Annotated in this window: 22 protein-coding genes; 17 read left to right on the top strand and 5 right to left on the bottom strand. The window is 69.0% G+C overall.

All coding sequences use genetic code 11. The annotated features are described in order from the left end of the window. Positions 1-8: 8 nt before the first annotated feature. Positions 9-1,487, top strand: a complete 1,479-nt coding sequence (locus K340_RS0115810) for a dihydrolipoyl dehydrogenase family protein (RefSeq protein WP_029137424.1) — start codon at positions 9-11, stop codon at positions 1,485-1,487. A gap of 70 nt (positions 1,488-1,557) precedes the next feature. On the opposite strand, the gene K340_RS0115815 is transcribed toward K340_RS0115810, so the two are convergent. Continuing rightward, positions 1,558-2,622, bottom strand: coding sequence for an NAD(P)-dependent alcohol dehydrogenase (locus K340_RS0115815; RefSeq protein ID WP_037365052.1), 1,065 nt, complete (start codon positions 2,620-2,622; stop codon positions 1,558-1,560). A 194-nt stretch (positions 2,623-2,816) separates the two neighbouring features. On the opposite strand from K340_RS0115815, the gene K340_RS0115820 reads away from it, so the two are divergent. After that, positions 2,817-3,152 (top strand): cupin domain-containing protein, encoded by a 336-nt coding sequence (locus tag K340_RS0115820; protein WP_029137426.1) that lies wholly within the window; start codon positions 2,817-2,819, stop codon positions 3,150-3,152. Between the two features lie 54 nt (positions 3,153-3,206). Here K340_RS0115820 and K340_RS0115825 read toward each other — a convergent pair whose 3' ends face one another. Next, positions 3,207-3,815, bottom strand: coding sequence for a DUF2249 domain-containing protein (locus K340_RS0115825; RefSeq protein WP_029137427.1), 609 nt, complete (start codon positions 3,813-3,815; stop codon positions 3,207-3,209). Between the two features lie 67 nt (positions 3,816-3,882). On the opposite strand from K340_RS0115825, the gene fdxA reads away from it, so the two are divergent. The 10 genes from fdxA (at position 3,883) to K340_RS30630 (ending at position 18,251) form a co-directional block, all read left to right on the top strand. Further along, positions 3,883-4,230 carry a ferredoxin gene (gene fdxA, locus K340_RS0115830; protein WP_029137428.1) on the top strand — a complete coding sequence of 116 codons (348 nt, stop codon included), beginning with the start codon at positions 3,883-3,885 and terminating at the stop codon, positions 4,228-4,230. Positions 4,231-4,336: 106 nt separating this feature from the next. Continuing rightward, positions 4,337-5,035 (top strand): helix-turn-helix transcriptional regulator, encoded by a 699-nt coding sequence (locus K340_RS30605; RefSeq protein ID WP_037365113.1) that lies wholly within the window; start codon positions 4,337-4,339, stop codon positions 5,033-5,035. Positions 5,036-5,152: 117 nt separating this feature from the next. After that, positions 5,153-5,503, top strand: a complete 351-nt coding sequence (locus K340_RS0115840) for a DUF488 domain-containing protein (protein ID WP_029137429.1) — start codon at positions 5,153-5,155, stop codon at positions 5,501-5,503. A gap of 106 nt (positions 5,504-5,609) precedes the next feature. Then, on the top strand, positions 5,610-5,945 hold the full coding sequence (locus K340_RS0115845) for a cupin domain-containing protein (RefSeq protein WP_029137430.1): 336 nt from the start codon (positions 5,610-5,612) through the stop codon (positions 5,943-5,945). A gap of 127 nt (positions 5,946-6,072) precedes the next feature. Further along, positions 6,073-7,638, top strand: a complete 1,566-nt coding sequence (locus tag K340_RS0115850) for a sugar ABC transporter ATP-binding protein (RefSeq protein ID WP_029137431.1) — start codon at positions 6,073-6,075, stop codon at positions 7,636-7,638. Continuing rightward, positions 7,635-8,849, top strand: a complete 1,215-nt coding sequence (locus tag K340_RS30610) for an ABC transporter permease (protein ID WP_084614521.1) — start codon at positions 7,635-7,637, stop codon at positions 8,847-8,849. The genes K340_RS0115850 and K340_RS30610 overlap by 4 nt, the downstream gene beginning before the upstream one ends. Before the next feature lie 91 nt (positions 8,850-8,940). Further along, positions 8,941-10,134 carry a substrate-binding domain-containing protein gene (locus tag K340_RS30615; RefSeq protein ID WP_051266517.1) on the top strand — a complete coding sequence of 398 codons (1,194 nt, stop codon included), beginning with the start codon at positions 8,941-8,943 and terminating at the stop codon, positions 10,132-10,134. A 330-nt stretch (positions 10,135-10,464) separates the two neighbouring features. Further along, entirely contained in the window at positions 10,465-15,417 is a 4,953-nt protein-coding gene (locus K340_RS36700) for a DUF2961 domain-containing protein (RefSeq protein WP_051266519.1), read from the top strand. A 248-nt stretch (positions 15,418-15,665) separates the two neighbouring features. Next, positions 15,666-16,598, top strand: coding sequence for a homocysteine S-methyltransferase (gene mmuM, locus K340_RS0115875; RefSeq protein WP_037365055.1), 933 nt, complete (start codon positions 15,666-15,668; stop codon positions 16,596-16,598). Between the two features lie 183 nt (positions 16,599-16,781). Beyond that, on the top strand, positions 16,782-18,251 hold the full coding sequence (locus K340_RS30630; protein ID WP_161632120.1) for a L,D-transpeptidase: 1,470 nt from the start codon (positions 16,782-16,784) through the stop codon (positions 18,249-18,251). A gap of 54 nt (positions 18,252-18,305) precedes the next feature. Here the strand turns inward: K340_RS30630 and K340_RS0115885 are convergent, their stop codons facing one another. Next, entirely contained in the window at positions 18,306-20,159 is a 1,854-nt protein-coding gene (locus tag K340_RS0115885; RefSeq protein WP_037365125.1) for an AMP-dependent synthetase/ligase, read from the bottom strand. A 69-nt stretch (positions 20,160-20,228) separates the two neighbouring features. Here K340_RS0115885 and K340_RS37305 point away from each other — a divergent pair, with 69 nt between their 5' ends. From K340_RS37305 to K340_RS0115905, 4 genes are read left to right on the top strand one after another with little or no spacing between them, the layout of a single operon-like run. Next, a complete protein-coding gene (locus K340_RS37305) occupies positions 20,229-20,363 on the top strand; it encodes a hypothetical protein (protein ID WP_281170730.1) in 135 nt (44 codons plus the stop codon). After that, entirely contained in the window at positions 20,360-21,313 is a 954-nt protein-coding gene (locus K340_RS0115895; RefSeq protein ID WP_029137435.1) for a cation diffusion facilitator family transporter, read from the top strand. Before K340_RS37305 ends, K340_RS0115895 begins: the two co-directional genes overlap by 4 nt. Positions 21,314-21,322: 9 nt before the next feature. Beyond that, the gene (locus tag K340_RS0115900) at positions 21,323-21,664 is read left to right on the top strand and encodes a thiamine-binding protein (RefSeq protein WP_029137436.1); all 342 of its coding nucleotides are present in this window, start codon (positions 21,323-21,325) and stop codon (positions 21,662-21,664) included. After that, positions 21,661-22,245 carry a protein-L-isoaspartate O-methyltransferase family protein gene (locus K340_RS0115905; RefSeq protein ID WP_029137437.1) on the top strand — a complete coding sequence of 195 codons (585 nt, stop codon included), beginning with the start codon at positions 21,661-21,663 and terminating at the stop codon, positions 22,243-22,245. Before K340_RS0115900 ends, K340_RS0115905 begins: the two co-directional genes overlap by 4 nt. A 75-nt stretch (positions 22,246-22,320) precedes the next feature. Here K340_RS0115905 and K340_RS0115910 read toward each other — a convergent pair whose 3' ends face one another. Both K340_RS0115910 and K340_RS0115915 read right to left on the bottom strand, forming a co-directional pair. After that, complete coding sequence (locus K340_RS0115910; protein WP_029137438.1) at positions 22,321-22,947, bottom strand: superoxide dismutase; 627 nt, start codon at positions 22,945-22,947, stop codon at positions 22,321-22,323. Positions 22,948-23,122: 175 nt separating this feature from the next. Beyond that, positions 23,123-24,964 (bottom strand): dolichyl-phosphate-mannose--protein mannosyltransferase, encoded by a 1,842-nt coding sequence (locus K340_RS0115915; RefSeq protein WP_084614522.1) that lies wholly within the window; start codon positions 24,962-24,964, stop codon positions 23,123-23,125. Positions 24,965-24,987: 23 nt separating this feature from the next. Here K340_RS0115915 and rsmI point away from each other — a divergent pair, with 23 nt between their 5' ends. Further along, positions 24,988-25,842, top strand: coding sequence for a 16S rRNA (cytidine(1402)-2'-O)-methyltransferase (gene rsmI, locus K340_RS0115920; RefSeq protein WP_029137440.1), 855 nt, complete (start codon positions 24,988-24,990; stop codon positions 25,840-25,842). The last annotated feature ends 64 nt before the right edge of the window (positions 25,843-25,906 follow it).

Here is a 25,906-nt window from a genome sequence, read left to right on the forward strand (position 1 = left end):
GTCGATCGATGAGTGAGCAGACCGAGTACGACGTGATCGTCATCGGCGCCGGGCCGGTCGGCGAGAACGTCGCCGATCGCGCCGTGCAGGGCGGCTTGTCGGCGGTGATCGTGGAACATCAGTTGGTCGGCGGTGAATGCTCCTACTGGGCCTGCACGCCGTCGAAGGCGTTGCTGCGTCCCGGTTCGGTCCGGCGCGCCGCGCTGTCCGTACCCGGCGCCCGGGAAGCGGTGACCGGTGGGGTCGATGCGCAGGCGGTATTCGCGCGGCGGAACGAGCTGGTCGCCGACTGGCACGACGACGGCCAGGTCGGCTGGCTCGACGGGGCCGGGATCGACCTGCACCGCGGGCACGGCCGGCTCACCGGTGTCCGCACCGTCGAGGTGCTGGCCGGCGACGACCCGGCCGGGACCGTCACCCTGACGGCTCGGCACGCGGTGGCGATCTGCACCGGTACCACGGCGACGGTGCCCGACATTCCGGGCCTGGCCGAGATCGGCGTCTGGACCAGCAGGGAGGCGACCAGCGCCCAGTACGTGCCCGACCGGCTCGCCGTGATCGGCGGCGGCGTGGTCGCCGCCGAGATGGCCACCGTCTTTGCCGGCCTTGGCAGCGCCGTCACCCTGCTGCTGCGTGGCGGTCTGCTGGACCGGCTGGAACCGTTCGCCGGCGACCTGGTCGCCGCCTCATTGGAAAGCGCCGGGGTGACGATCCGGCGCGGCGTCGGGGTCGCCCGGGCCGAGCGGGTGGCACCGCCGGCCGGAGACGGCAGCCCGCACGGTACGGTCCGGCTGACCCTGGATAACGGCGAAACCCTTGACGTGGACGAGGTTCTGGCGGCCACCGGACGCAGTGCCAGCAGCCGGGGGATGGGCCTGCAGTCGGTGGGCCTGTCCGACGGGTCATGGCTCACGGTCGACGACACCATGCGGGTGCTGGATACCGACGGCTCGGTGCTGGGGGACGGCTGGCTGTACGCGGTGGGCGACATCAACCACCGGGTGCTGCTCACCCATCAGGGCAAGTACCAGGCCAGAGCGGCCGGCGATGTGATCGCCGCCCGGGCGAAAGGCGGTGTGGTGCACGACGATCCGTGGGGATCGCACGTCGCCACCGCCGACCACGCAGCGGTGCCCCAGGTGGTGTTCACCGATCCGGAGATCGGCAGCGTCGGGCTGACCGCAGCCGAGGCACAGCGGGCCGGACTTCCGGTGCGGGTCATCGACTACCAGATCGGTGACGTGGCCGGCGCCGCACTGCACGCCAAGGGTTACACCGGACAGGCCAGGATGGTGGTCGACACCGACCGCGAGGTGATCGTCGGCGTCACCCTGGTCGGCCCGGATGTCGGCGAGTTGATCCACGCGGCCACCGTGGCAGTGGTCGGCGAGGTGCCGATATCCCGTCTGTGGCACGCGGTTCCGTCGTACCCGACGATCAGTGAGATCTGGCTCCGGCTGTTGGAGACCTACGGCCGCCCGACCTGACCACCCCCCGAGGTAGCGGGAAGTTGCCGGGACACGCCGAGCGGCGCCAGGCGTGTCCCGAAGGTTTGCGCTACTTGGTGGGGGAGGCGGACTGCAGGGTGGCGATGTCGATCACAAATCGGTAGCGGACGTCGCTGGCGACCACCCGGTCGTAGGCGACGTCCACCTCATCGGCGCCGATCACCTCGATCTCGGCGCCCAGCCCGTGCTCGGCGCAGAAGTCCAGCATCTCCTGGGTCTCGGCGATGCCGCCGATGTTGGAGCCGGCCATCGAGCGGTTGAACTTCTCCAGCGACGATGCCCGGTACGAATCGGGATCGCTCGGCGCGCCGACGTGCACCAGCGCGCCGTTCAGCCGCAACAGCGACAGGTAGGCGTCCACGTCCAGGTTCGCCGACACCGTGTTCAGGATCAGGTCGAAGGTGCCGGCCAGGTCCGTGAAGGTCTGCGGGTCAGCGGTGGCGTAGTAGTGCGCGGCACCGAACAGCCGGCCGTCGTCGACCTTGGCCAGCGTCTGGCTGAGCACGGTCACCTCGGCCCCGAGGGCGGCAGCGATCTTCACCCCCATGTGCCCGAGGCCGCCCAGCCCGATCACCGCGACCCGCTTGCCCGGCCCGGCGCCCCAGCGGCGCAGCGGGGAGTAGGTGGTGATGCCGGCGCACAGCAGTGGCGCCGCCACATCCAGGGCCACCCCCTGGGGGATCGAGAGCACGAAATTCTCGTCACAGACGATCTGTCCGCTGTACCCGCCGTAGGTCACCGCGCCGTCGTAGTCACGGCTGTTGTAGGTGCCCACCGCGCCCTTGAGGCAGTGCTGCTCGAAGCCGGCCAGGCAGTTCCCGCACTCCCGGCAGGAATCGACCAGGCAGCCGATACCGACCCGGTCGCCGACCCGATGCCTGGTGACCTGACTGCCGACCGCGCTCACCACGCCGGCGATCTCGTGGCCGGGGACCATCGGGAAGGTCGCCTTGCCCCACTCCTGGCGGATCTGGTGGATGTCGGAATGGCAGATGCCGGCGTAGGCGATGTCGATCACCACGTCGTTCGGCCGGGGATCCCGGCGTTCGATCGTGCTGCGGACGAACTTTTCGCCCGGCGTCTCGGTGACCAGGGCGGCAACGGCGATAGGCATGGCGTTCCGTTCGGAGAGTGGATCGGGAGTAGGTGTGGCAACGGCAGTGGGCGCGGTCAGCCTGCTGCCGGTGGAGGAGCCCGGAACAGGAGCTCCGCCGGCCGGCCGCTACCGCGGTCGGCCGGCGCGTTCTGTGTCACACTCAAGCCATCAGTGCTGCGCCGCGCTGCAGCGGCCGGCGGAAAGGCGCGATCATGCAGTCGATCTCATTGCCGGAACTTGCCGAGGAGCATCTGACCATCGCCCGTCAGGCCAGCAGTGGCCGCAGCGCCAAGACCTTCTACGGCGGGCACCAGCGATCCCTGCGGCAGACCGTGGTGGCGCTCGCCGGCGGCCGCGGTTGTGCCGAGCACGAGAGTCCGTTCGAGGCCACCCTGCAGGTGATCAGCGGGAGCGTGGCGGTGGCCAGTGTCGGCGACAGCTGGCAGGGCAACGCCGGCGACCTGCTGATGCTGCCGCCGGCCCGGCACGATCTCACCGCGATCGACGACTGCGTCATGCTGCTCACCGTCTACGTCCGGCTGCAGTGAGCCGCTGCACCGACCCGGTTGCGCCCGATGCACGGAGACCGGCGGCGCCGGGCCTCAGCGGGCCGGCGGAACGGTCGGGTCAAGGCTCAGCGGGCGGCGCCGCTGGTGCACCGTCAGGTACCGCAGGCCGTCGTCGCCGGCGCTGAACTGTCGCTGGGACCTGCCCGGCAGCCAGACCAGATCCCCTGGGGTCAGCGGGATCTCGCCGGTCTCGGTGGTCAGGGTCCCGGCGCCGGCGAGCACGTGCAGCAGCACGTCGAGGTCGGGTCCGCGGTGGGTGTCGATGCCGTCGCCGGCCGGCAACGACACGATGTTGGCGTCCAGATCGCGTTCGGCCATCTCGAGCTTGAACACCGCACCGGCGGCATCGGCGGCGCCCGCCACCTGGTCGGTGTTGCACAGCACCCTTGGCGGCGCCGCCGCCGTCAGCCGGCTGATCTGGATCCGCCACAGGGTCGGGCCGCGATCGAGGTATTCCCAGCCGTACCCCCCGGACCGGTCCCGTTCGAACTCGTCGTGCAGGTGCCTCGGGTCGTGGTTGTTGACTAGGACGAACGACTCACCGACCGCGAGGGTGTCGAACATCCCGAAAATGGCCGGATGCTTGTCCGGCTTCCGCAACGCCCGTACGTCAAGTTCCCGGCTGGATCGTGTCTCGGTCATGAAGGCTCCTCTTCGGGTCGTGCGTGCTCTCTATTTATACAAGTCATCTTTGTGTAAACTCAAGTTCATGACCTATGTGATCGGGTTGCCCTGCGTCGACGTGATGGACCGGGCATGCGTGGAGGAATGTCCGGTGGACTGCATCTACGAGGGTGCCCGCACCCTGTACATCCACCCGGATGAGTGCGTCGACTGCGGCGCCTGCGAGCCGGTCTGTCCGGTGGACGCGATCTACTACGAGGACGACCTGCCGGAGCCGCTGCGTCCGTACCTGGCCGACAACGACAGGTTCTTCGCCGAACCGCTACCCGGGCGGGACGCCGCCCTTGGGTCGCCCGGCGGGGCCGCCCGGCTCGGTCCGACCGGCGTGGATACCGAGTTGGTGGCGGGGTTGCCGCCGCAGGGACAGGGCTGACGTGCGAACCGGCGCCGCCGGGAAACCCGGGGCTGACGAACAACTCACGACCGGCGACGGCTGGCGGGTCGACGCCGCAGCGCCGGCGGCGCCGACCGGACGCCGGTTGCAGGTGCTGCAGGCGGTGCGCCGATCCGCCGAGCCGGTCCGGATCGCGGCACTTGCCGACACTCTCGGGCTGCACCCGAACACCGCCCGGTTCCACCTCGACGCGCTGGTCGCCGACGGCCTGCTGGAGCGGGTCAGCCTGCCGGTCGACGGTCCCGGCCGGCCGCCGCTGGCGTTCCGGGCCCCGGCCGGATTGGATCCGACCGGTCCCCGGCACTATCGGCTGCTCGCCGCGATGCTGGCCGGTGCCCTGGCCGGGCTGGACGATCCGGTCGCCGTCGCGACGGCCGCCGGCGCCGATTGGGGCCGCAAGCTGGCTACCGAAGTCGCGGGAGAGCCGTTACCCGACAACGCATCCGTCGACGAGCAGGTGGAGCTGCTGCTGCGCGTACTTGACGACCTCGGCTTCGCGCCGCAGCTGCGCCGGCCGCCGCCGACCAGGGGTGCCGCGACCGGCGGGCGGCGATTGGCCGGCACCGCCGGCGCCGACCGTGGGCGGGGTGCGGTGCGGGTCGGCCTTCGGCACTGCCCGTTCCTGGAACTGGCGAAGGAGCGTCCGGTGATCTGCGCCGTGCACCTCGGATTGATGCGGGGCGCCGCGGCGACCATCGGATCGGGCCTGTCGGTGCCGGAGCTGCTGCCGTTCGCCGAACCCGATGCCTGCGTCGCCCGGTTGACCGTCCCGCGATCACCATGAGTGCCGGAGCCGCCAAAGGTGCTCGCGCTGTTGATCGGCGGCATCCTCGTCCTGACCGGCTGAGAGATTCTCCGGCACCGGCCGGTGTCCGGGGCGGACGAGAGGTGGTGGATCGCCATGGTGCGACTGAAGCGGGCCTATGTGGACCCGGAGCCCGGTGACGGAACCAGGGTGCTGGTCGACCGGCTCTGGCCCCGTGGTCTGCGCAAGGACGCGGCGCACTTCGATGAGTGGCTCAAGGGCGTCGCCCCGTCGGACGAGTTACGGCAGTGGTACGGGCACCGGCCGGAGGCCTTCGACGAGTTCCGCGAGCGCTATCGGCACGAACTCGCGGAGCCGGATCGGGCGGCTGCGGTCGAGCAGCTGCGGACCCTCGCCGCTGCCGGCCCGCTGACCCTGCTGACGGCGACCAAACAGGCGGAGATCAGCCAGGCGGCCGTCCTGGTCGACCTGCTCAACCACGGATGACCGGCGGCGACGCACCGACCGGTCGGTCGGCCACCCTGGCACGATGCCTGCCCACATGCGTGGGTACCCGGGCGTCGGGAGGCTCAGGACGATGAGGAGCGTTGCGATGGAATCGATATCGTTGACGGAGTTGGCCGTCGAGCAACTGGCCGCGGCCCAACGGGTGGCGACCGGGCGCAGCGCCGTCACCGTCCTCGGTGGGCGCGGTCGGACCCTGCGGCAGATCGTCCTGGCCTTCGTCGCCGGCAAGGGGTTGGACGACCACGAGGCGCCGGGCGAGGCCACCCTGCAGGTGCTCAGGGGCCGGGTCCGGCTCGCGACCGAGGACGACAACTGGGAGGGCACCGCCGGTGACCTGCTGACGATTCCCGCGCTGCGGCACAACCTCGAGGCGCTCGACGACTCGGTCGTGCTGCTGTCCGTGTCGGTCCCGCAGCGGTAGCCGACCGCGCCGAGTGCTTGACACCGGGTGCGGTGCGACCTAGTGTCGGCGCGGTCAGTAATCGATTTCAGCGCAGAGGCCGATCGACCGGTCGCTGCGCGAGCGCAGGTGACGACCGGAGGGAGTCATGAGCACCGCTGAGCCCCCGCTGCTGGAGATGCGCGGCATCGGCAAATCGTTCCCTGGAGTTGTTGCGCTGCAGGATGTCTCACTGACAGTTCGGCAGGGTGAGGTGGTCGCACTGCTCGGCGAGAACGGGGCCGGCAAATCGACCCTGATCAACGTGCTGTCCGGCGTCTTCCCCGGGTACGACGGCACCATCCTGATCGACGGCACGCCCGCACGCATCCACACCCCGACGGACGCCCAGCGCCTCGGCATCAGCACCATCCACCAGGAATTGAATCTCGTCCCGGACATGTCGGTCGCCGACAACATCTGGCTCGGCCGCGAACAGCGGGACGGCATCGGCCTGGTGAACCGGCGCAGCACCAACGCCTCGGCGAAGGCATTGCTCGAGCGGGTTGGGCTGACGATCAACCCGCGGCGGCCGGTCCGGCAGTTCCGGGTCGCCGAACAGCAGCTGATCGAGGTGGCCAAGGCGCTCTCGCTCAACACCAGGGTGCTGATCATGGACGAGCCGACCTCCGCCCTCGCCGACGCCGAAGTGCGCCGGCTGTTCCAGGTGATCCGGAGCCTGACCGCCGACGGGGTGGCGATCATCTACATCTCGCATCGGATCGAGGAACTGGAAGAGCTGGCCGACTCGGTCAACGTGCTGCGCGACGGACGGTGGATCGGGGCCCGTCCGATGGCCGGCGCTTCCCGCGACGAGCTGATCCGGATGATGGTCGGCAGATCGGTGGCCGACCTGCCGCGACGGATGCCGGAGGGTCGTCCGGCCGAGGCGGGGCCGCGGCTGCGGGTGCGGAACCTGAGCCTGCAGGGAGATTCCGTCAGCGGCCGGGTCGCTCTTCACCACATCGACCTTGACGTACACCCCGGCGAGATCGTCGGATTGGCCGGGCTGATGGGCGCGGGGCGGACCGAGACCCTTGAGTCGATCTTCGGCGCCTTCCCCGCGCGGGCGGTGACCGGCGAGATCCTGTTGGACGGCAAGCACTATCAGCCGCAGTCGCCGAAGCACGCCATCGACAACGGGATCGTGCTGGTGGCCGAGGATCGCAAGCAACAGAGCCTGGTACTCGGGGCGACCGTCCGGTTCAACACCAGCCTGGCCGCGCTCGGCCGGTACCTGCGCTGGGGCTGGGTGCGCAACCGGGCCGAACGCGCAGCGGTCGTCACCGAGGTCCGGCGGCTGGGCGTGAAGACACCGAGCATCAACACCAGGATCAGCAACTTGTCCGGCGGCAATCAGCAGAAGGTGGTGCTGGCCAAGGGTCTGCTCACCCAGCCGACGGTCATCCTGCTCGACGAGCCGACCAGAGGTATAGATATCGGCGCCAAGTCCGAGATTTACGAGCTGGTCAACGAACTCGCCGCCCAGGGGGTGGCCTTCCTGGTCGCCTCCTCGGAGCTCCCCGAACTGTTGCGGATGAGCGATCGGATCCTGGTGCTCTGCGAGGGCCGGGTCACCGCCGAGATGGACGCCGAGACCGCCGACCAGGAGCAGATTCTCGAGGCCGCGATGGCACGCACCAGCGTGCTCGCGGGAGACGGAGGAGCCGCATGACCGGGACCCCGCCCAGCAGGCCGAAGGCTCCGCCGGGATCGACTCCGGAGAACGGGGGAGCGGTCGTGCCACCGGCACCCGGCGCGCTGCGCCGGGCGCTGCCGCTGTTGGGATCGCTGCAGGGATACATCGGACTGGTGCTGATCCTGATCATCGGGATCTGGTCGCAGGGCGACCATTTCCTGTCCGTCGAGAACTTCACCAACGCGATCGGCTACTTCGCCCCGCGCGGCATCCTCGCGGTAGGGATGACCCTGGTGATCATCGCCGCCGGGATCGATCTGTCGGTCGGCGCCCTGCTCGCCGTCGGCGGCACCACCGCTGCGTGGCTGCTCACCGAGCAGAACTGGCCGGTGGTGGCGATCGTTCCGGTCTGCATGCTGGTCTGCGCCGTCTTCGGGCTGGTCAACGGCGCCGGGACCGCGCTGCTGAAGATCCAGTCGTTCGTCATGACGTTGGCGATGATGACGATTGCCAGGGGCATCGTCCGCGAGTTCAGCAACAACACCTCGATCGGTACGGTGCAGATCGATGCCGCCGGCAACGTACTGCCCGGCTCGCAGCAGTTCCAGAAACTCGGTACCCCAGGGACATCGCTGTTCGACGTGCCGATCCTGGGGTATTTCCCGGTGCTCGCCCTGGTCGTGGTGGTCATCGTCTTCCAACTGATCCTGTCCAAGACCAAGTTCGGCCGGCACATCTACGCGGTCGGCGGGAACCCGACCGCGGCCCGGCTCTCCGGGGTCAACGTCACCGCCGTCACCATCGCGGTGTTCACCATCTCCGGAATGCTGGCCGGGCTCGCCGGACCGATCAACGCCGCCTACAACGCCTCCGCCGACCCGGTGGCCGGCATGGGTTACGAACTGGACGCGATTGCCGCGGTGGTGATCGGCGGCGCCAGCCTGATGGGTGGGCGGGGCAGCGTCGTCGGCACCTTCATCGGCGCCCTCATCCTGACACTGTTGGACAACGTGTTGGGGCTCAACCAGTTCAGTGCGAACTGGCAGATGATTATCAAGGGCATCATCGTCATTCTGGCGGTGGTGATTCAGCGTCCGGAACTGTTCTCCGACCTGGCCGCCTGGCTCAAACGCACGTTCCGCCGCGAAGACGGCGGGGCCGAGGCGACCGCATCCGCCACCGACCCGTTGGCCGGGGATGTCAAGAGCCCGTCCGAGGAGGTGCCAGACCGCGATCGGGCCAGGTGAGCCCACGCACCGCCTGTCCAAACAGCACGTCCGTCATTCACCGGTCACCACAGCATCGTCACCACAGCATCGTCACAACAAGGGAGTCGTGATGCAGAGAAAGAAACTCGCCATCCTCGGAGCAGTCGCCGCCGCCACCGCGCTGGTGCTGTCGGCCTGTAGCACCAACGCCGACAGCGGCAGCAGCACGCCGCCGGCCGCCACCAGCGCGGCCGACACCGCCGCCGCCACCAGCGAGGCCGCCACCAGCGAGGCCGCCACCAGCGCGGCCGACACCGCCGGTGCCGAGTCGAGTGCCGCGGACACCGCCGGCAGCGAATCGAGCGCCGCCGACACCGCCGGCAGTGCCGACGCGTCCGCCAGCGGCGCGGCCGGCGGCCCGATGACGTCGGTCGATCTGCCGAAGAAGGACAAGTACGTCATCGGCTATTCGCAGTCGAACAACGCCGAGCCCTACCGCGCCCAGCTCAACAAGCAGCTGCAGTACTACGTTGCCCAGCACCCGGAGCTGGAGCTGCTGCCGATCTCCGATGCGGCGCAGGACAGCTCCAAGCAGGTGAGTCAGGTGCAGCAGTTCATTTCGCAGAAGGTCGACATCCTGATCGTCTCGCCGAACGAGGCCGACCCGCTGACCCCGCCGGTCGAGCAGGCCTGCAAGGCCGGCATCAAGGTGATCATCCTCGATCGCACCGTCAACACCGACTGCATCACCGCCTTCATCGGCGGCGACAACGTGGCGGCCGGCAAGGCGGCCGGCGAGCTCGCGGCCAAGCTGCTGCCGGACGGCGGCAATGTGGCCGAGCTGCAGGGCATCCTGTCCAACCAGCCGCAGATCGACCGCAACCAGGGCTTCGCCGACGGCATCTCGTCGAACCCGAAGATCAAGATCGTTGAGCATCAGGAAGCCAAGTGGCTCAAGGAGGACGCCACCAAGATCATGCAGCAGTGGCTGCAGGGCGGCACCAAGATCGACCTGGTCTACGCGCAGAACGACCCGATGGCGCTCGGCGCCTACCTGGCCGCGGCCGGCGCCGGTAAGCAGAAGGAGATCAAGTTCATCGGCACCGACGGTCTGGCCATTCCGGACGGCGGTATCCGGGCCGTGCAGCAGGGACAGTTGGCCGGCACCTTCATCTACCCGACAGGTGCCGCGGAGGCCGTAGACACCATCATGAAGATGGTTGGTGGCGAAGAGTTCTCGGCCAAGCAGGTGTTGCCGGTCACCGCGGTGACCCCGGAGAACGCCGACGAGCTCTACAAGAAGTACGACTTCTCGAACAAGTGATTCCTCGGTAGTCCGGGGTTCCGTCATCCCCGTCGCCGGCAGCCCGATCGCCGCGCGGCGGGGATGACGCGTGCCGCTCGCACGGGGGTGGGATGTGGTGGCTCTGCCCGTCCGGAGGTCACCGAGACGTCGCAAAGGTGTGGGATGTGGTCGCTCTGCCCGTCCGGAGGTCACCGAGACGTCGTAAACGGCGGGATCGGGAGCGACCGGGCGCCACGCCCAGTGGTCGCCGTGACGCATCTGGGGGACAGGTCTTGTGATCGGCAGTCCGGCGTGCTTCGGTAGACGAGAAATCGATTGCTCACAGCGATTCGGTCCCGGAGGACAGCAATGGCGCACTCCTACCTGAACACGTCCCGGCTCAAGACGGCCCGCCGCTACCCGTCCCGTCGCAAGAGTCCGCTGGTGCTGGTGACGGCGGTGGTCACCGCGGTGGCGCTGGCCGTGCCCGCCACCGCGAGTGCCGGCACCGGCGCGGCGCCCGCTGCCCAGCAGGCGTCGGCCCACCAAGGATCGGCCCGACAAGCATCCCTGCAGCAGGCGGCCGCCGAGTACGCGGCGCAGCATCCCGCCGGCGCCGACGCCCGGCCGGATGCCAAGGGCCCGACCGGATGGGACACCTACCGGCAGCTGGACAGGGTGGACGAGATCACCACCGGGGTGCAGACCCACCAGTTCTCCAGCTTCGACCGCACCGGCGGCAATGACGATGGCTTCGGCGGCACCTACAGCTGCCTGCGCACCATCGCCGAGGGCTGCGTGCTCGCCGAACGGTCCGGGCCCGGCGAGATCGACTCGATCTGGTTCACCAGGGACAACGGCGACATCACCAACACCGGCAACATCAGGATCGACCTGGACGGGAAGACCGTGCTGGACGCCAAGATCCAGGACATCGTCGACGGCAAGCTCGGCGCCCCGTTCGTCTATCCGCTGGTGGCCAACGCCGACCAGAGCAGCGGTGGCGTGTACATCAAGGTGCCGATGTCCTACCGCAGCTCGATGCGGGTCACCACCACCAAGAATCCGCTGTTCTACCACGTCACCTACCGCACCTTCGCCGACGCCGTCGGCGTCAGCACCTACGACCCGGCCGACAAGGCAGCCGACGTGGTGGCCGCGGCAAAGACCTGGGGCAGCAAGGATCCCAAGCCGGCGGCCGCTCACCCCAGGACCGTCACCGACGGCTTCACGCTGAAGCCGGGCCAGCGGACAACGCTGGCGAATCTGAAGGGCTCCGGCTCGATCGACGAGGTCAAGCTGGAGATCCCGCAGATCGTCGGCCCGAAGCCGCTCCCGCTGATCAGCGACGACGGTCGGGCGCACAAGGGGAGCAGCACCTTCACCGTCGCGATCGATCCGGCCAACGCCGGGGTCAAGCTCACCCGTCGGTTCGACGCGAACTCCAACCACCAGGTGGCCGACATCTACGTCGACGGTAAGAAAGTCGGCCAGTGGCCGGCCACCGACGACGGCGCCGGCTTCTGGTCGTACCAGACCGTGACACTGCCGGCCGCCGCCACCGCCGGCAAGTCGAGCATCACCGTGAAGAACGAGTTCGTCTCGGCCAGCATCGACTGGAACGAGTTCCGCTATTGGGTGGACTCTGTCGTTGCCGGCCAGGACAAGCGCACCGACGAACTCGACGTCGGCACCTCGACCGCTGCGGTCGCCAGCGAGCAGGCACACGACTACGCGATCGTCGGCCAGACCTGGACCGGCACGCCGAACCAGACCGACCGGCCCACCGACACAGACGACCCGAAGATCCTGGCGTCCAACGAGTTGCTCCGCGACGTGATGGTCAGGGTCAGCTTCGACGGCGCCAGGACCGTCGAGTCCCCGCTGGGCGAGTTCTTCGGCTCCGGGCTGACCGAGAGCACGGTGAAGGCGATGTTCTACAAGGTCGACACCGCGCCGGACGGCTGGTACACGAGTTGGTGGCCGATGCCGTTCGCCGGCAAGGCAACCGTGGAACTGGTGAACAACTCGGATCAGACGATCAGCACCGGGAGATCCTCGGTCACCTCGCACGCCGACCCGCAGATCGGTAGCGAACTGCGCCGCAGCGACGCCAGGATCGGCTACTTCAACGCCAGCCACCACCGCGCCGACACCGTCGACGGGCAGGACTGGCTGTTCCTGGACACCGCCGGCAAGGGCAAGTTCGTCGGCGTCAGCCACACCATGCGCGGGCACATCACCAGCGGCAACATCCGCGACTACCTTGAGGGTGACGAGCGCAGCTACGCCGACGGTTCCCGATCGCCGGCGCTGCACGGCACCGGCACCGAAGACTTCTACGAGTCCGGCTGGTACTTCAACCGGCGGGAGTTCAGCAACCCGATGAACGGCCTGTCGGCGATGCCGACCAAGTCCTACGGCTGCGAATTCCAGTGCGACGCACCGTATCGGCTGATGATCGGCGATGCGGTGGCGTTCAACGACGGGCTGACGTTCGGCATCGAGCACGGCCCGGTCGACAACGAGCCGGCCGAGTACTCCTCGACCGCGTACTGGTACGGATTCGCCGACCAACCGGCCGCCAGGATCACCGACCAGGTCGATGTCGGCGACACCAGCAGCGAGCAGGCGCACCGGTACACCGGCGGGACCGCCCCGACCACCAGGACCGAGACCTTCGAGGGCGATCACGACGCCGAGCCGGTCACCGCGAGTGTCGAAGAGAGCACCGAGCCGGTGAGCTTCACCCTCGGGATCGACCCGCACAATGCCGGCGTCACCCTGCAGCGAATGTCGCTGCAGAGCAACGACTATCAGTCGGCCGCCGTCTCGGTGAACGGCGAGCCCGCCGGGACCTGGCTGCAGCCGCTGGGCAACCAGACCCACCAGTGGCTGGACGACTCCTTCCAGCTGGATCCTGCGCTGACCGCCGGCCGTGACCGGCTCACCATCACCGTGACCCCGACCGCGGGATCGCCGGCCTGGAGCGCCGCGTCGTACCAGGCGATCTCGCTGGTCGATCGCAAGGCCGACCACAGCAAACCGGGTGCGATCGACGGCCTGGTGGCCATCGGCACCGACAGCAATAGCAACCGGTTGTCCTGGCAGGCGGCCACCGACGATGTGGCTGTTCATCACTACCTGGTCTACGGGTCCACCGACCGGCACTTCCGTCCGTCGACCACGACCCTGGTCGGTAGTCCGACGCTGTCCTCGTTCACCCACACCGGCCTCGGTCTCGGGCAGACCTGGTACTACCAGGTGCGTGCGGTGGACAGCTCGGGCAACACCGGCAAGCTCTCCGCGACTGTGCACGCCACCACCGGCGACACCCTCGGGATCGAGGGAGAGTCGTTGCTGCCGGCGGTGAGTAGCACCGCGGATGTGGTGGCACAGGGCAACTGCTGCGGTGTCACCTGGTCCGGCAACCAGCAGCTGTGGTTCCAGGGCACCAAGACCGGCGACACCGTGACGCTGAAGTTCCAACTCGCCCAGGCCGGCACCTTCGACCTGTCCGCCGTGCTCACCAAGGCCCCGGACTACGCCATCGCCCAGCTGGCCATCGACGGCAAGAACCTCGGCGAGCCGATCGACGGCTACCAGGCAGCCGGGGTGGCCGCCGTCGGGCACGACCTCGGCAGCGCGACCCTGGCCAAGGGCGAGCACACCCTCACCCTGACGGCCACCGGCAAGAACGCCGCCGCGACCAGCTACATGATCGGCCTCGACGTTCTCGAACTGCACCTGCAGGGCCGGTCCGGGGCCACGGTGACCTCGTACTCGCACACCGCAACCGTGGTGAACGCCGGCGACCGGCAACGGGTCTACGACCCTTCGGTCGGGGAGAGCGGGCCGTGGTATTTCAACGACCACACCTTCGTCCAGGGGCCGGACAACTCCTGGCACCTGTTCGGTATCACCCACGCCGAGCCGGCCGACCCGCTCAACGAGAACTTCTTCGGCCACGCCAGCGCGACCAGCCTGACCCAAGCGCAGTACACCAAGCAGGACCCGGTGATCCAGGCCGACCCGACCCTCGGCGAGAAGCATGTCTGGGCGCCGTATGTGCTGCAGGACAACGGAACCTACTACATGTACTACTCGGCCGGGCTCGACGACAACCACGACGCCTATCAGATCCGGCTGGCCACCTCCACCGACCTGACGCACTGGACAAAGCGCGTCGAGCCGCTGTTCACCGATGGCTACGACGCCCGTGACCCGATGGTGCTGCGGGTCGGAAACCAGTGGGTCATGTACTACACAGCCAACTCAACCCCGACCGGCGGCAACCACCAGGTCGCCTATCGCACCAGCTCCGACCTGATCCATTGGGGCGCGAAGAACGTCGCCTTCACCCACCCGGCCGTCGGCACCTTCGGTGGCCCGACCGAGTCGCCGTTCGTGGTGGCCAAGGACGGCTGGTACTACCTGTTCATCTGTTGCGACAAGAGCTACACGGACACCAGGGTGTACAAGAGCCGCGACCCGCTGAACTTCGACATCTCGCAGCTAGCTGGCCATGTCGACGCGCACGCCGCCGAGGTCGTCAAGGACACCGACGGGACGTACTACGTCAGCGGCGCGGGCTGGGGGATGGGCGGCGTCTACCTGCGCCCGCTCAACTTCAACGGCACCGAGGTGACGGCCGGGAAGACGGTGCAGACCAGTAACTATCGGGCAACGGTGCAGACATCGCCGACCACTGCGATCACCTCGATGGACGTGGCCGACGGCTCCGGCGGTTGGCGGTCGGTACTGAACGACGACTACCGGGCGACCGCGCCATATCTCGGGGTGAGCAACTTCGGCAATACGGACACCACCGGCCCGGCGGCATCGGTGACCGTGGCCGGCAGTCGAATCACGCTGGGCGGCATCCCGCTCGGTGACGAGCCGGTGACCGCCGACTGGACTCTCGACTTCGGCCGGGCCTCGTTCGGCAACACCATCGTCACCCACGTCACCGGGCCGACCACCGGCCCGGTCTGGGAGGCCTCGATGACGTTCGACGGCACGGGCAGCCGGATCGGCGACAATGCCGACCCGGACCGGAGCGTCGGCGACGTCCACGGATTCGGAGCCTGGACCCAGAGCACCGGCAGCAACGCCAGCGTCGCCGTCGGCTACCGGGCCGGATCCGCGTTCGGCAGCGACAACACCTACTACGCAGGCTCCGGTGCCGTCGTCTGGCAGCCGCTGTGGCAGCCGGGCGGCCGCGGTTGGGCGCAGGGTGATCATCCGCTCGGCAGTTGGCGGGTGGCCGCCAGTCCGATCGGCGGCGACGATCTGCTCGGTGCCGCGCTCCTCGGCGGCTGAGCCGGCCGTCGGCACCCCTGGCTGCGGGGCGGCGCGGATGTCACCCACTCGGGCGCTGTGGACCGTGTGAACCGCGCACTGCCTGGCGGCGGTACGGCCCGCGGGTAGGACGAACTCGGCAGATGGCTGACAGCGGTCGCGGTGTGCTGCGGATTCGTCCAGGATGGGAGGTACCAGCCGATGACCGCCCGGAGCGGGCTCTCCGGCCGGGTGGGCGATGCCGGCAACTGAGCACGAGAAGGCGACGGATGGGCGACAGCACAACGATTCCACTGGGTGAGACGCTGCGACGCCGGGCCGTCGTGCTGGACGGAGGATTGGCCACCCTGGTCGAGAAGCACGGCCACGACCTGAGTTCGGCCCTGTGGTCGGCCAGACTGCTGCGCGACGACCCGGGCGCGCTGCAGCGGGCGCATGCCGAGTTCTACGCGGCCGGAGCCGAGGTCGCGATCACCGCCTCCTACCAGGCGTCCTTCGACGGGTTCGCCGCCGCCGGCATCGATGCGGCCGAGGCGGAACTGTTGCTGCGGCGCAGTTGTGACGCCGCCGATGCCGCCCGATCGGGGATCGACGACGGCCGCGACCGGTGGGTCGCCGCGTCCGTCGGCCCCTACGGCGCCGCCCAGGCGGACGGCTCCGAGTACACCGGCGACTACGGGCTGACGGTGCGGCAGCTGCGGCAGTGGCACCGTCCGCGGCTGCAGGTCTTGATGCAGGCGGTGGCCGACGGCCGCGCCGATCTGCTGGCCGTGGAGACCATCCCGTCCTCCGCGGAGGCCGAGGCCGTGCTGGCCGAACTCGACGGCTCCGGTATCCCTGCCTGGCTGTCACTGACCTGCGCGGACGGCCGGACCAGGACGGGCGAGCCCGCGGCCGAGGCGTTCGCGCTGGCGTCCGGGATCGACGAGGTGATCGCGGTCGGCGTCAACTGCTGTCCCGCCGACGACATCGCCGAGCTGGCAGCCGCCGCGGTGCGGGCCAGCGGCCGACCGGCCGTCGTCTATCCCAACAGCGGCGAGCTATGGGATGCGCAGGCACGTGCCTGGACCGGAGCGGCGACGATCGACCTGGCGCTGGTCGCTGGCTGGCCGGCCGCCGGGGCCGCGTTGATCGGTGGGTGCTGCCGGGTGCCGCCGAGCACCATCTCGGCGATCTCCGAGCTGCTCGGGACCGCCGCCTGACCCGGGCCGGTCGGACCGTCGGTTGGACCGTTGGACCTTCGGTGGGACCGTCGGTTCCGAAGCGGGCGGGGCTGCCCGCGGCCGGGTCAGGTCAGGAGCGGCGAGGTCACGAAGCTGTCAAGAATGGCGCCGGTCCGGCGCGCTGGACCGGGTGCCGCGGGAACGCTGTGCACACTGGGACGTATGAGTGAGCGAAGCGGGCTCCGCCCACCCTTGCCTGGCTCGGCTCGTCCGAGCACTGCCGGCCGGCTGGTCGCCGGGCTGACGGTCGTCCTGCTGCTGGCCGGATGCACCGCCGCCGGCGCCGGTGACGACGGCGCGGCGGCCGTCGTCACCCACACGGTCACCGCCGGCACGGCCGCTGACGACACGGCCGCTGACGACACCGCCGCTGACGGCGCCGGCCCCGCCGCCGAGGTGGAGTTGCCCACCCCGCCGACGGGAGCCGCCGGCGGTATCACCGTGGTGGCGCCGCCGGCCGCGGACGACGGCGCCGGCGACCCGGCGACGACCGGGTCGGGTCCGGCCGCATCGGCTTCGACGGATCCGGCCGCAGCGTCGCAGTCCAGGCCGTCAGCCACCAAGACCACCGCGCCGGCCAAGCCCGTCGCACCCAAGGTCAAGATCGCCGTCAGCCCCGGACAGGGCGCGACGAAGGTGTCGCCGCTGCAGAAGATCACCGTCTCCTCCCGCGGCGGGCTGCTGGAGAACGTCAAGGTGATCAATCCCGAGGGCAAGACCGTCTATCACGGGTACAAGATCCATCGGAACAACTGGAGCGTCGACCCCGAACTGGGATTCGACCGCAAGTACCGGGTGGTCGTCGACTCGAAGAAGTCCGACGGGCAGCTGCAGCGGGACGAGGCGGTTTTCACCACGCTGCCGGCCAAGGCCAGGCTGACGGCGAGCATCTTCCCGTCGAACAACAAGCGGGTCGGCGTCGGTCAGCCGGTGCAGATCACCTTCAGTGAACCGATCCGCGGGGCCGCGGCCAAGGCCGCCGTCGAGAAGATGATCACCGTCAAGACCCAGTTCCACCAGATCGGCAAGTTCCGGTGGTTCAGCGACACCGAGGTCCGTTGGCGGCCGAAGAACTACTTCGCGCCGAACAGCAGCGTTCAGGTGACGGTCAAGATCTACGGCAAGCAGATCTCCGGCGGTCTCTACGGCGGCCAGGACGCGTCGAGCCGATTCGTGGTGTCCCGCTCGATGATCAGCACGGTGGACGCGGCGACGCACGAGATGGCGGTCCGGGTCAACGGCAAGGTGGTCAAGCAGATTCCGGTGTCGCTGGGCAACGACAAGTACCCGACCTACAACGGCGTGCACGTGGTCACCGAGCGGCTGCCGACCCACCTGATGGACTCCTCCACCTGGGGACTGACGGGCGCCGGCGCCTATCGGACCAGGGTCAAGTGGGCGACCCGGATCTCCAATACCGGTGAGTTCGTGCACGGCGCGCCGTGGTCGGTCTACGCCCAGGGCAACTCGAACGTCTCGCACGGCTGCATCAACATGACCGATGCCGCAGCGAAGTGGTTCATGACGAGCTCACTGCCCGGTGACGTGGTGATCGTCAAGAACAGCAAGGGATCCACCCTGCAGAGCTGGGACGGCTACGGCGACTGGAACCTGTCCTGGGCGAAGTACTGACCACCGACCACCGACCGCCGGCGGGGTGCTGACCGGCAACGGCGCCGGGGCCGATCAGTCGTCGTAGAAGGCGTTCAGGATCACCGCGTACTGCTTCTCGACCGCGCGCCGGCGCACCTTCATCGACGGGGTCAGTTCGCCGCTGTCCACCGACAGGTCCTTGGGCAGGATGGCGAACTTCTTGATCGTCTCCCAACGTTCCAGCTTGCTGTTCAGCTCGTCGACGTAGCCGGAGATCAGCGTCCGCACCTGCGCCGAGCCGGCCAGCTGCTCGGCGGAGAGATCTCCCAGGCCGTTCTTGCTCGCCCAGTCGGCGATCGCCTCGTCGTCGACGGTGATCAATGCCGAGATGAACTTGCGGCCGTCACCGTGCACGATGATCTGGCTCAGGTACGGGTTGATCGCCTTGAAGATGCCCTCGAGCTTCTGCGGCGCAACGTATTTGCCGCCCGAGGTCTTGATCAGGTCCTTCTTCCGGTCGGTCACCTTCAGATAGCCGTCGACCAGCTCACCGATGTCGCCGGTGGACAGCCAGCCGTCGGCGGAGAGCACCTCATCGGTGGCCTGCTGATTGTTGTGGTAACCACGCATGATGCCGCCGCCGCGGAGCTTGATCTCGCCGTCCGCGGCGATGATCACCTCGGTGCCGGGGGCCGGCGGCCCGACGGTGCCGATCCTGGTGTCTTGGGGCAGGTTGACGAAGCTGAACGCGCTGGACTCGGTGAGCCCGTAGCCCTCGAGAATCGTCATCCCGGCGGCGTCGAACCACTCTGCGACACCGCGGGACAGCGGCGCGGAGCCGGACACGAAGAATTTGATGTTGCCACCCAGCAACTCCTGCAGGGTCTTGAACACCAGCCGGTTGGCCAACGCATACTGCGCGCTCAACAGCCTGCCGGGCTTGCCCTTTGCCTGCTTGACCGCCGTCATCCGGCCGCCGACCTTGAACGCCCAATCGAAGATCTTCGCCTTCGGGCCGCCGGCACCGGTCGCGGTCAACGTCACCTTGTTGCGGACCTTCTCGAAAATCCGCGGCGCGCCGCCCATCCAGGTCGGTTTGATCTCGGCGAGGTTCTCCACGATGCGGTCGAGATTGCCGTCCACCGCGGTGACGAAACCGATCCGGATCTGGGCGACCAGCAGTACCTTGCCCAGGACGTGCGAGAGCGGCAGCCACAGGTACTGGACGTCGTCGGCGTTCAGGATGCCGAGCGCGTCGATCGCAGTGGCCTCGTAGGTCCAGTTGTCGTTGACCAGCCGGACACCCTTCGGTCGGCCGGTGGTGCCGGAGGTGTAGATCAGCGTGGCCAACTGTTCGGGCCCGGCGGCCTCGGTGCGCGCCGTCACCGCGTCCGGTGTGCTTTCCAGCAGTGCTTTGCCCCTGGCGGCCAGCTCGTCCAGCGAGATCACCGGGACCACCGAACCGGTCGGTGACGTGCCGTCCGCGGCGACCGCCGCCACCGCCTCGTCGAAGGTGACGATAGCGGTCAGGTCGGGCAACACGGCCTGCTGGACCTTGGCGACCTGGGAGGCGTCCTCGGCGAAGACCACCACCGACTGTGAGTCGGACAGGATGTAGTCGACGTCTTCGGCGTGGGTGGACGGGTAGACGGTGGTGGTTGCGGCGCCGGCGCTCATGATCGCCTGGTCCGCGACGATCCACTCGATGCTGGTGCCGGCGGCGATCGCCACCCGCTGTTCCGGCTGCACGCCGAGCGCGATCAGACCGGCGGCCAGGGCGTTCACCCGGTCGGCGGTCTGCCGCCAGGTCAGCGTGTGCCAGCTGCCGTCCTTCGGGTAGCGGAAGGCATCCCGGTCCGGGGTCGCGGCGACCCGGTCGGCGAACATCTGCGCATAGGAGGCGGGCCGGTCGACGACCGACGCGGGAATGGCGGGATGGTTGCTCATCGCTGTCTCCTGGGCGAACACGGCATTGGTCACTGCGGTCGACTCTATAGGGCGATCGGGTGACACCCGATGGTGATGGACGGTCCGGAGTTCGTGAACACCGCGATCGTCCGTCATCATCTACGGATGAGCGATCGGCAGCGAGCGAACGGCGGCACCGATCGGGGCGCCTTGGCCAGGAACGAGCGGAAGGCGTACCGATGAGCACCGAGGGTGGGACCAAGGCGATCATCGCCGCACTGCTGGCCAATGCCGGGATCGCGATCACCAAGTTCATCGCGTACCTGATCTCCGGCTCGTCGTCGATGCTGGCCGAGTCCGTGCACTCGCTGGCCGACTCGGGCAACCAGATCCTGCTGCTGATCGGCGGGAAGCGGGCCAAGCGGGCCGCCACCGCCGAGCACCCGTTCGGCTTCGGCCGCGAGCGGTACGTCTACGCCTTCCTGGTGGCGATCATCCTGTTCAGCGTCGGCGGGGTGTTCTCCATCTACGAGGGCGTGCACAAGCTGCAGCACCCGGAGCCGATCACCACCGCGTGGCTGCCGATCGCGGTGCTGCTGATCGCGATCTGCCTGGAGAGCTTCTCGCTGCGGACGGCGTTGCGGGAGTCAAGGGCCTACCGCAAGGACATCTCGATCCTGGCCTTCGTCCGCCGGCACAAGTCGCCGGAGCTGCCGGTGATCGTGCTGGAGGACATCGCCGCGCTGGCCGGCCTGGTGCTGGCGCTGATCGGCGTGGTGATCGCGGTGATCACCGGCAACGGTGTCTGGGACGGCGCCGGCACGGTGGCGATCGGGGTGCTGCTGATCATCGTGGCCTTGGTGCTCGGGGTGGAGATGAAGTCGCTGCTGATCGGTGAGGGGGCCAGCCCGGCCGACCTGGCCAAGATCAGGGCGGCCGCCGAGTCGACCGACGAGATCGACTCGATCATCCACATGAAGTCGCTGTACCTGGGGCCGGACGAGATCCTGGTCGCGATGAAGGTGGCGGTGCCGAAGGACGCCGGGGCGCCGGAGATCGCCGCCGCCATCGACGCCGTCGAGGTGCGGATCCGGTCGGCCGTGCCGGCCGCAACGGTGATCTACATCGAACCGGACATCAAACGGGCAGCGGAGGCCCTGCCGGCCGCGGAATCGACGATGCCGGCGACGTAACGTTGGGTCATGTTGATCGCCTTCTCCGTGTCCCCGTCCGGTGCCGCCGATGCAGATGGCTCGGTGTCCGACGCCGTCGCCGATGCCGTCCGGGTGGTGCGGGAGTCGGGCCTGCCGAACCGCACCGACGCCATGTTCACCACCATCGAGGGGGGCTGGGACGAGTGCATGGACGTCGTCAAACGCGCCTGCGCGGCGGTTGGCGAGCACTCCGGCCGGGTCGGGCTCGTCCTCAAGGCCGACATCCGACCAGGGCACACCGGGGAATTGGACGGCAAGGTCGCGCGGCTCGAGGCCGCGCTCGCGGCGAAGCTGCACGGCAAGGACGGGGCTGACGCGCCGCCGTCATGAGCCGGACCGATGTGGCGGCGACCATCGCCGCGGTGCGGGCGGCGATGGCCGCCACTCCGCGGGAGAACTTCCTTCGGGCCGAGCAGGTCGGCCTGGCCGGCGTCGACGGGCCGCTGCCGATCGGCGCGGGACAGACGAACTCCCAGCCCCGGACCGTGTTCGACATGCTGACCGCTCTGCGGGTGCACCCTGGCCAACGGGTGCTGGACGTCGGTGCCGGCTCCGGCTGGACCACGGTGCTGTTGGCCAGGCTGGTCGGGGAGACCGGCACGGTGATCGGGGTGGAACGGATTCCGGAGCTGGCCGCCTGGGGCGCCGGCAACGTCGCGGCGGCCGGGCTGGGTTGGGCCCGTCTGCAGGCGGCCGAACCGGGCGTGCTGGGTCGCCCGCAGGACGGGCCCTACCAGCGCATCCTGGTCTCGGCGGAGGCGCGGCAGGTGCCCGGCGAACTGCTTGAGCAGCTCGCTGAGCACGGCGTGATGGTGATTCCGGTGGACGGGCATCTGTTGCGGGTCAGGCCCGGCCACCGCGACGCCGACCTCGGCCGCTACACCTTCGTGCCGCTGGTCTCGGGCGCCTGACTCCGTTGCCGGAACGGCAACCGGCGCCGCCATCGGGGAAACGATGGCGGCGCCGGGAGCGGACAACCCGAGCGGTCAGCCCGGCAGGATGAGCCCCGCCGTCTTGGTCCGCGCGGCGGTGAACCGGGCGGTGACGTCAGCCCAGTTGACGATGTTCCACCAGGCCTTGACGTAGTCGCCCTTCACGTTCTGGTAATCCAGGTAGAAGGCGTGCTCCCACATGTCCAGCAGCAGGATCGGCACCTGGGCGGCCGGCAGGTTTCCCTGCTGGTCGAACAGCTGCATGATGTTGAGGCGCTCGCCAAGGGTGTCCCAGACCAGCATCGACCAACCGGAGCCCTGGATCGCATTCGCGTTGGCGTTGAACTGGTTGCGGAAGCCGTCGAACGATCCGAAGAACTCGTCGATCGCCGCGCCCAGCTCGCCATCCGGCTTGTCGCCACCGTCCGGGGACATGTTCGGCCAGAAGATCGAGTGGTTGATGTGCCCGCCGAGGTGGAACGCCAGGTTCTTCTCCAGCAGGTTGACGGTGCCGAACGAATCCTTCTCCCGCGCCTCGGCCATCTGGTCCAGCGCGCCGTTCGCACCGGTCACGTAGGCGGCGTGGTGCTTGTCGTGGTGCAGCTCCATGATCTTGCCGGAGATGTGCGGCTCGAGTGCACCGTAGTCGTAGGGCAGATCGGGAAGGGTGTAAACAGCCATCGTTTGAGGGCCTCCTTGGGCTCGACGAGACGTGGAAGAGGTTGTTCCTACCTGTCTTGTGCCCGACCCTACCCGCGGCCAAACCGCCCGGCAGTGGGAGGTTGTTCACCACCGGATCACTTGACCTCCAGCGCCGTTGAGGTGCTACCGCCCGCAGGTGCCGCTCCCCGTCAGATCAGCCCCAGGACGGGATCCAGGTTTCCATCCGCAGGTGCTCGGGGGTGATCGGGACGCCGTTGAGGATGGGCCAGAGCCAGATGAAGTTGGCCACCACCAGGCCGACGTACAACGCGACCACGCCGAGCGAGAGCATGCGTCTCTCCACGCCGAATCGTCTGCTGCCCAAGATGTCTCCGAGCATCAGCACGATGCCGAGGATCAGGAACGGGGCGAACGGGGTGGCGTAGAAAAAGTACATCTGCCGGTCGAGGTTGACGAACCAGGGCAGGTAGCCGGCGCCGTAGCCGACCAGCACGGCCATGTACCGCCAGTCGAGGCGGCCGATGGCCCGCCACAGCGCCCAGCCGAGCACGAACAGCGCGATCCACCACATCATCGGGGTGCCGATCAAGAAGATCCGCCGGACGCAGTTCTGCACCCCGTCGCCGCAGCCGGGCGCCGGTGCGTCGGCCGGCGCGTAGTAGAGCACCGGCCGGGTACCCATCGGCCAGGTCCAGGGTTTGGACTCCCACGGGTGCCGGTCGGCCGGGTTGGTCGGGGTGAGCAGGTTGGAGTGGAAGTCGAGCATCTTCCAGGTCCACTGCCACAGCGTGTTGTGCCAGAGGTTGGCGATCGAGTGCAGGGTCTGCGAGTCCCAGTCCTGGGTGTCGGCGACGTAGTTGCTGCGGGCCCACCCGGAGACGCTGCGGAACCAGGCCCACCAGGACGCGATGTAGGTGCCGATGCCGATCACCACGTACGACCACAGGGAGGGCAGCAGGTCCCGGCGGACGGTGCCGAGGACGGGACGGCGGACCCCGGCCTCGCGGCGGGCCAGGATGTCCCAGATGATCGACATCACCCCGAAGAAGGCGATCCAGTAGATCCCTGACCACTTGATCGAGGTGGCCAGGCCGAGCGTCAGCCCGGTGCCGAACCGCCACCAACGGGCGCCGAGCTTGATGCCGTACGGGCTGTCAAGGCCGGGCGCGCCTTCGGCGACCGCCCTGGCCAACCGGTCCCGGACCTGCGCCCGGTCCACCAGCAAGCAGGCAAAAGCGGCCAACACGAACAGTTCCTGGAACACGTCCAGCAGCGCGACCCTGGCGTTCACGTGGCTGACGCCGTCGCAGATCAACAGGATGCCGGCGATGCCGCCGAGCAGGGTCGAGCCGGTCAGCCGGCGGGCTACCCTGATGATCAGCAGGATGCAGATGGTGCCGGCCACCGCGGAGGCGAACCGCCAGCCGAAACCGTTGTAGCCGAACAGCATCTCGCCGATCGCGATCAGCTGTTTGCCCAGCGGCGGGTGCACCACCAGCCCGTAGGCGGGGTTCTCCTCGATGCCGCCGAGTCGGGTCATCTCATAGGCGTTCAGTGCGTAGTACTTCTCGTCGAAGATCGGCGTCCCACCGTCGGTGATGGCGCCGAGGTTCCAGAACCGGACCACCGCGCCGATGGCGGTGATCACCGCCGTGACGATCCAGCCGCGCAGCCGGTCGGTGGGCGGGGCGGGCTGACGGAACCGGCGCCGGCCGACCGGCCGCTCCAGCGGCGGCACCTCACCGACCGCGACCACGTCGGAGCGGTCGGGCCGTTCGTCGACGTCGTCGTACCGGGCGGACGGCCGGTGCAGCAGCAGCGGACCGTCGAGGTCCTCGTTGCCGTCGCCGTCGCCGAGCGGCCGGTCCAGTACGGCCAGCGCGGTCACAGCGACCGGGCTCGGGTCCGCCGCGCCGGGTTCGGCGCCTTCGTGTCGCTTTGTCAGGGACACCACCCGCTCGGTGGGGGTGCCGTCATCCCAGGGGTTGCCGACCGGATCGGCGCTGTGTTCGTCCCCGGGACCAGAACCATGCATGACGACGATCGTAGGGTGACCGGATGAGTACCAGTGCGCAGTCGGGCCGATTGGTGCTCGCCGGCACCCCGTTGGGGCGGGTCTCGGACGCCTCGGCCGGGCTGATCGAGGCGCTGCGCACCGCCGACGTGATCGCCGCCGAGGACACCAGGCGGCTGCACCGGCTGGCCGCCGACCTCGGCGTTCCGCTGTCCGCGTCGATCGTCTCGTACTACGAGTCGGTGGAGCAGGCCAGGATCCCGCGGCTGCTGGAGCGGATCGCCGACGGTGCGACGGTGGTGCTGGTGACCGACGCCGGGATGCCCAGCGTGTCCGACCCCGGCTACCGGCTGGTGGCCGCCGCCGCCGAGGCGGGGCTGACGGTCACCGCCGTGCCCGGCCCGAGCGCGGTGCTGACGGCGCTGGCGCTGTCCGGGTTGCCCAGCGACCGGTTCACCTTCGAGGGCTTCCCGCCGCGCAAGCCGGGGGAGCGCCGCCGGGCGCTGGCCGCGCTGGCCGACGAGCGGCGGACCATGGTGTTCTTCGAGTCGGTGCACCGCATCGAGGAGTGCCTGACCGCGATGGTCGAGGCATTCGGCGCCGACCGGCCGGCCGCATTGTGCCGGGAACTGACCAAGACCTATGAGCAGGTTCGCCGCGGCACCCTGGCCGAACTGGCCGCCGGCGCCGGCGACGTCCGCGGCGAGGTGACCCTGGTGATCGCCGGCAACACCGCGGCGGCCGTCACCCCCGACGCGGTGGCGCTGGCCGCCGAGGTCGCCGAACTGGTCGCCACCGGCTCGTCCCGCCGGGACGCGGTGGACACGGTGGCCGCGCGGTACTCGTTGCCCCGCCGGACCGTCTATTCGGCCGCCACGGCCGCTCGGTCCCGGGACTGACGCCAAGGTGCGCAAGGCCACCAGTGGTTCGCAAGCCGACTTCGCCCTGCGAACCACGAGTTGT

This window comes from Nakamurella lactea DSM 19367 (assembly GCF_000426645.1).
GTDB classification, from domain to species: domain Bacteria; phylum Actinomycetota; class Actinomycetes; order Mycobacteriales; family Nakamurellaceae; genus Nakamurella; species Nakamurella lactea.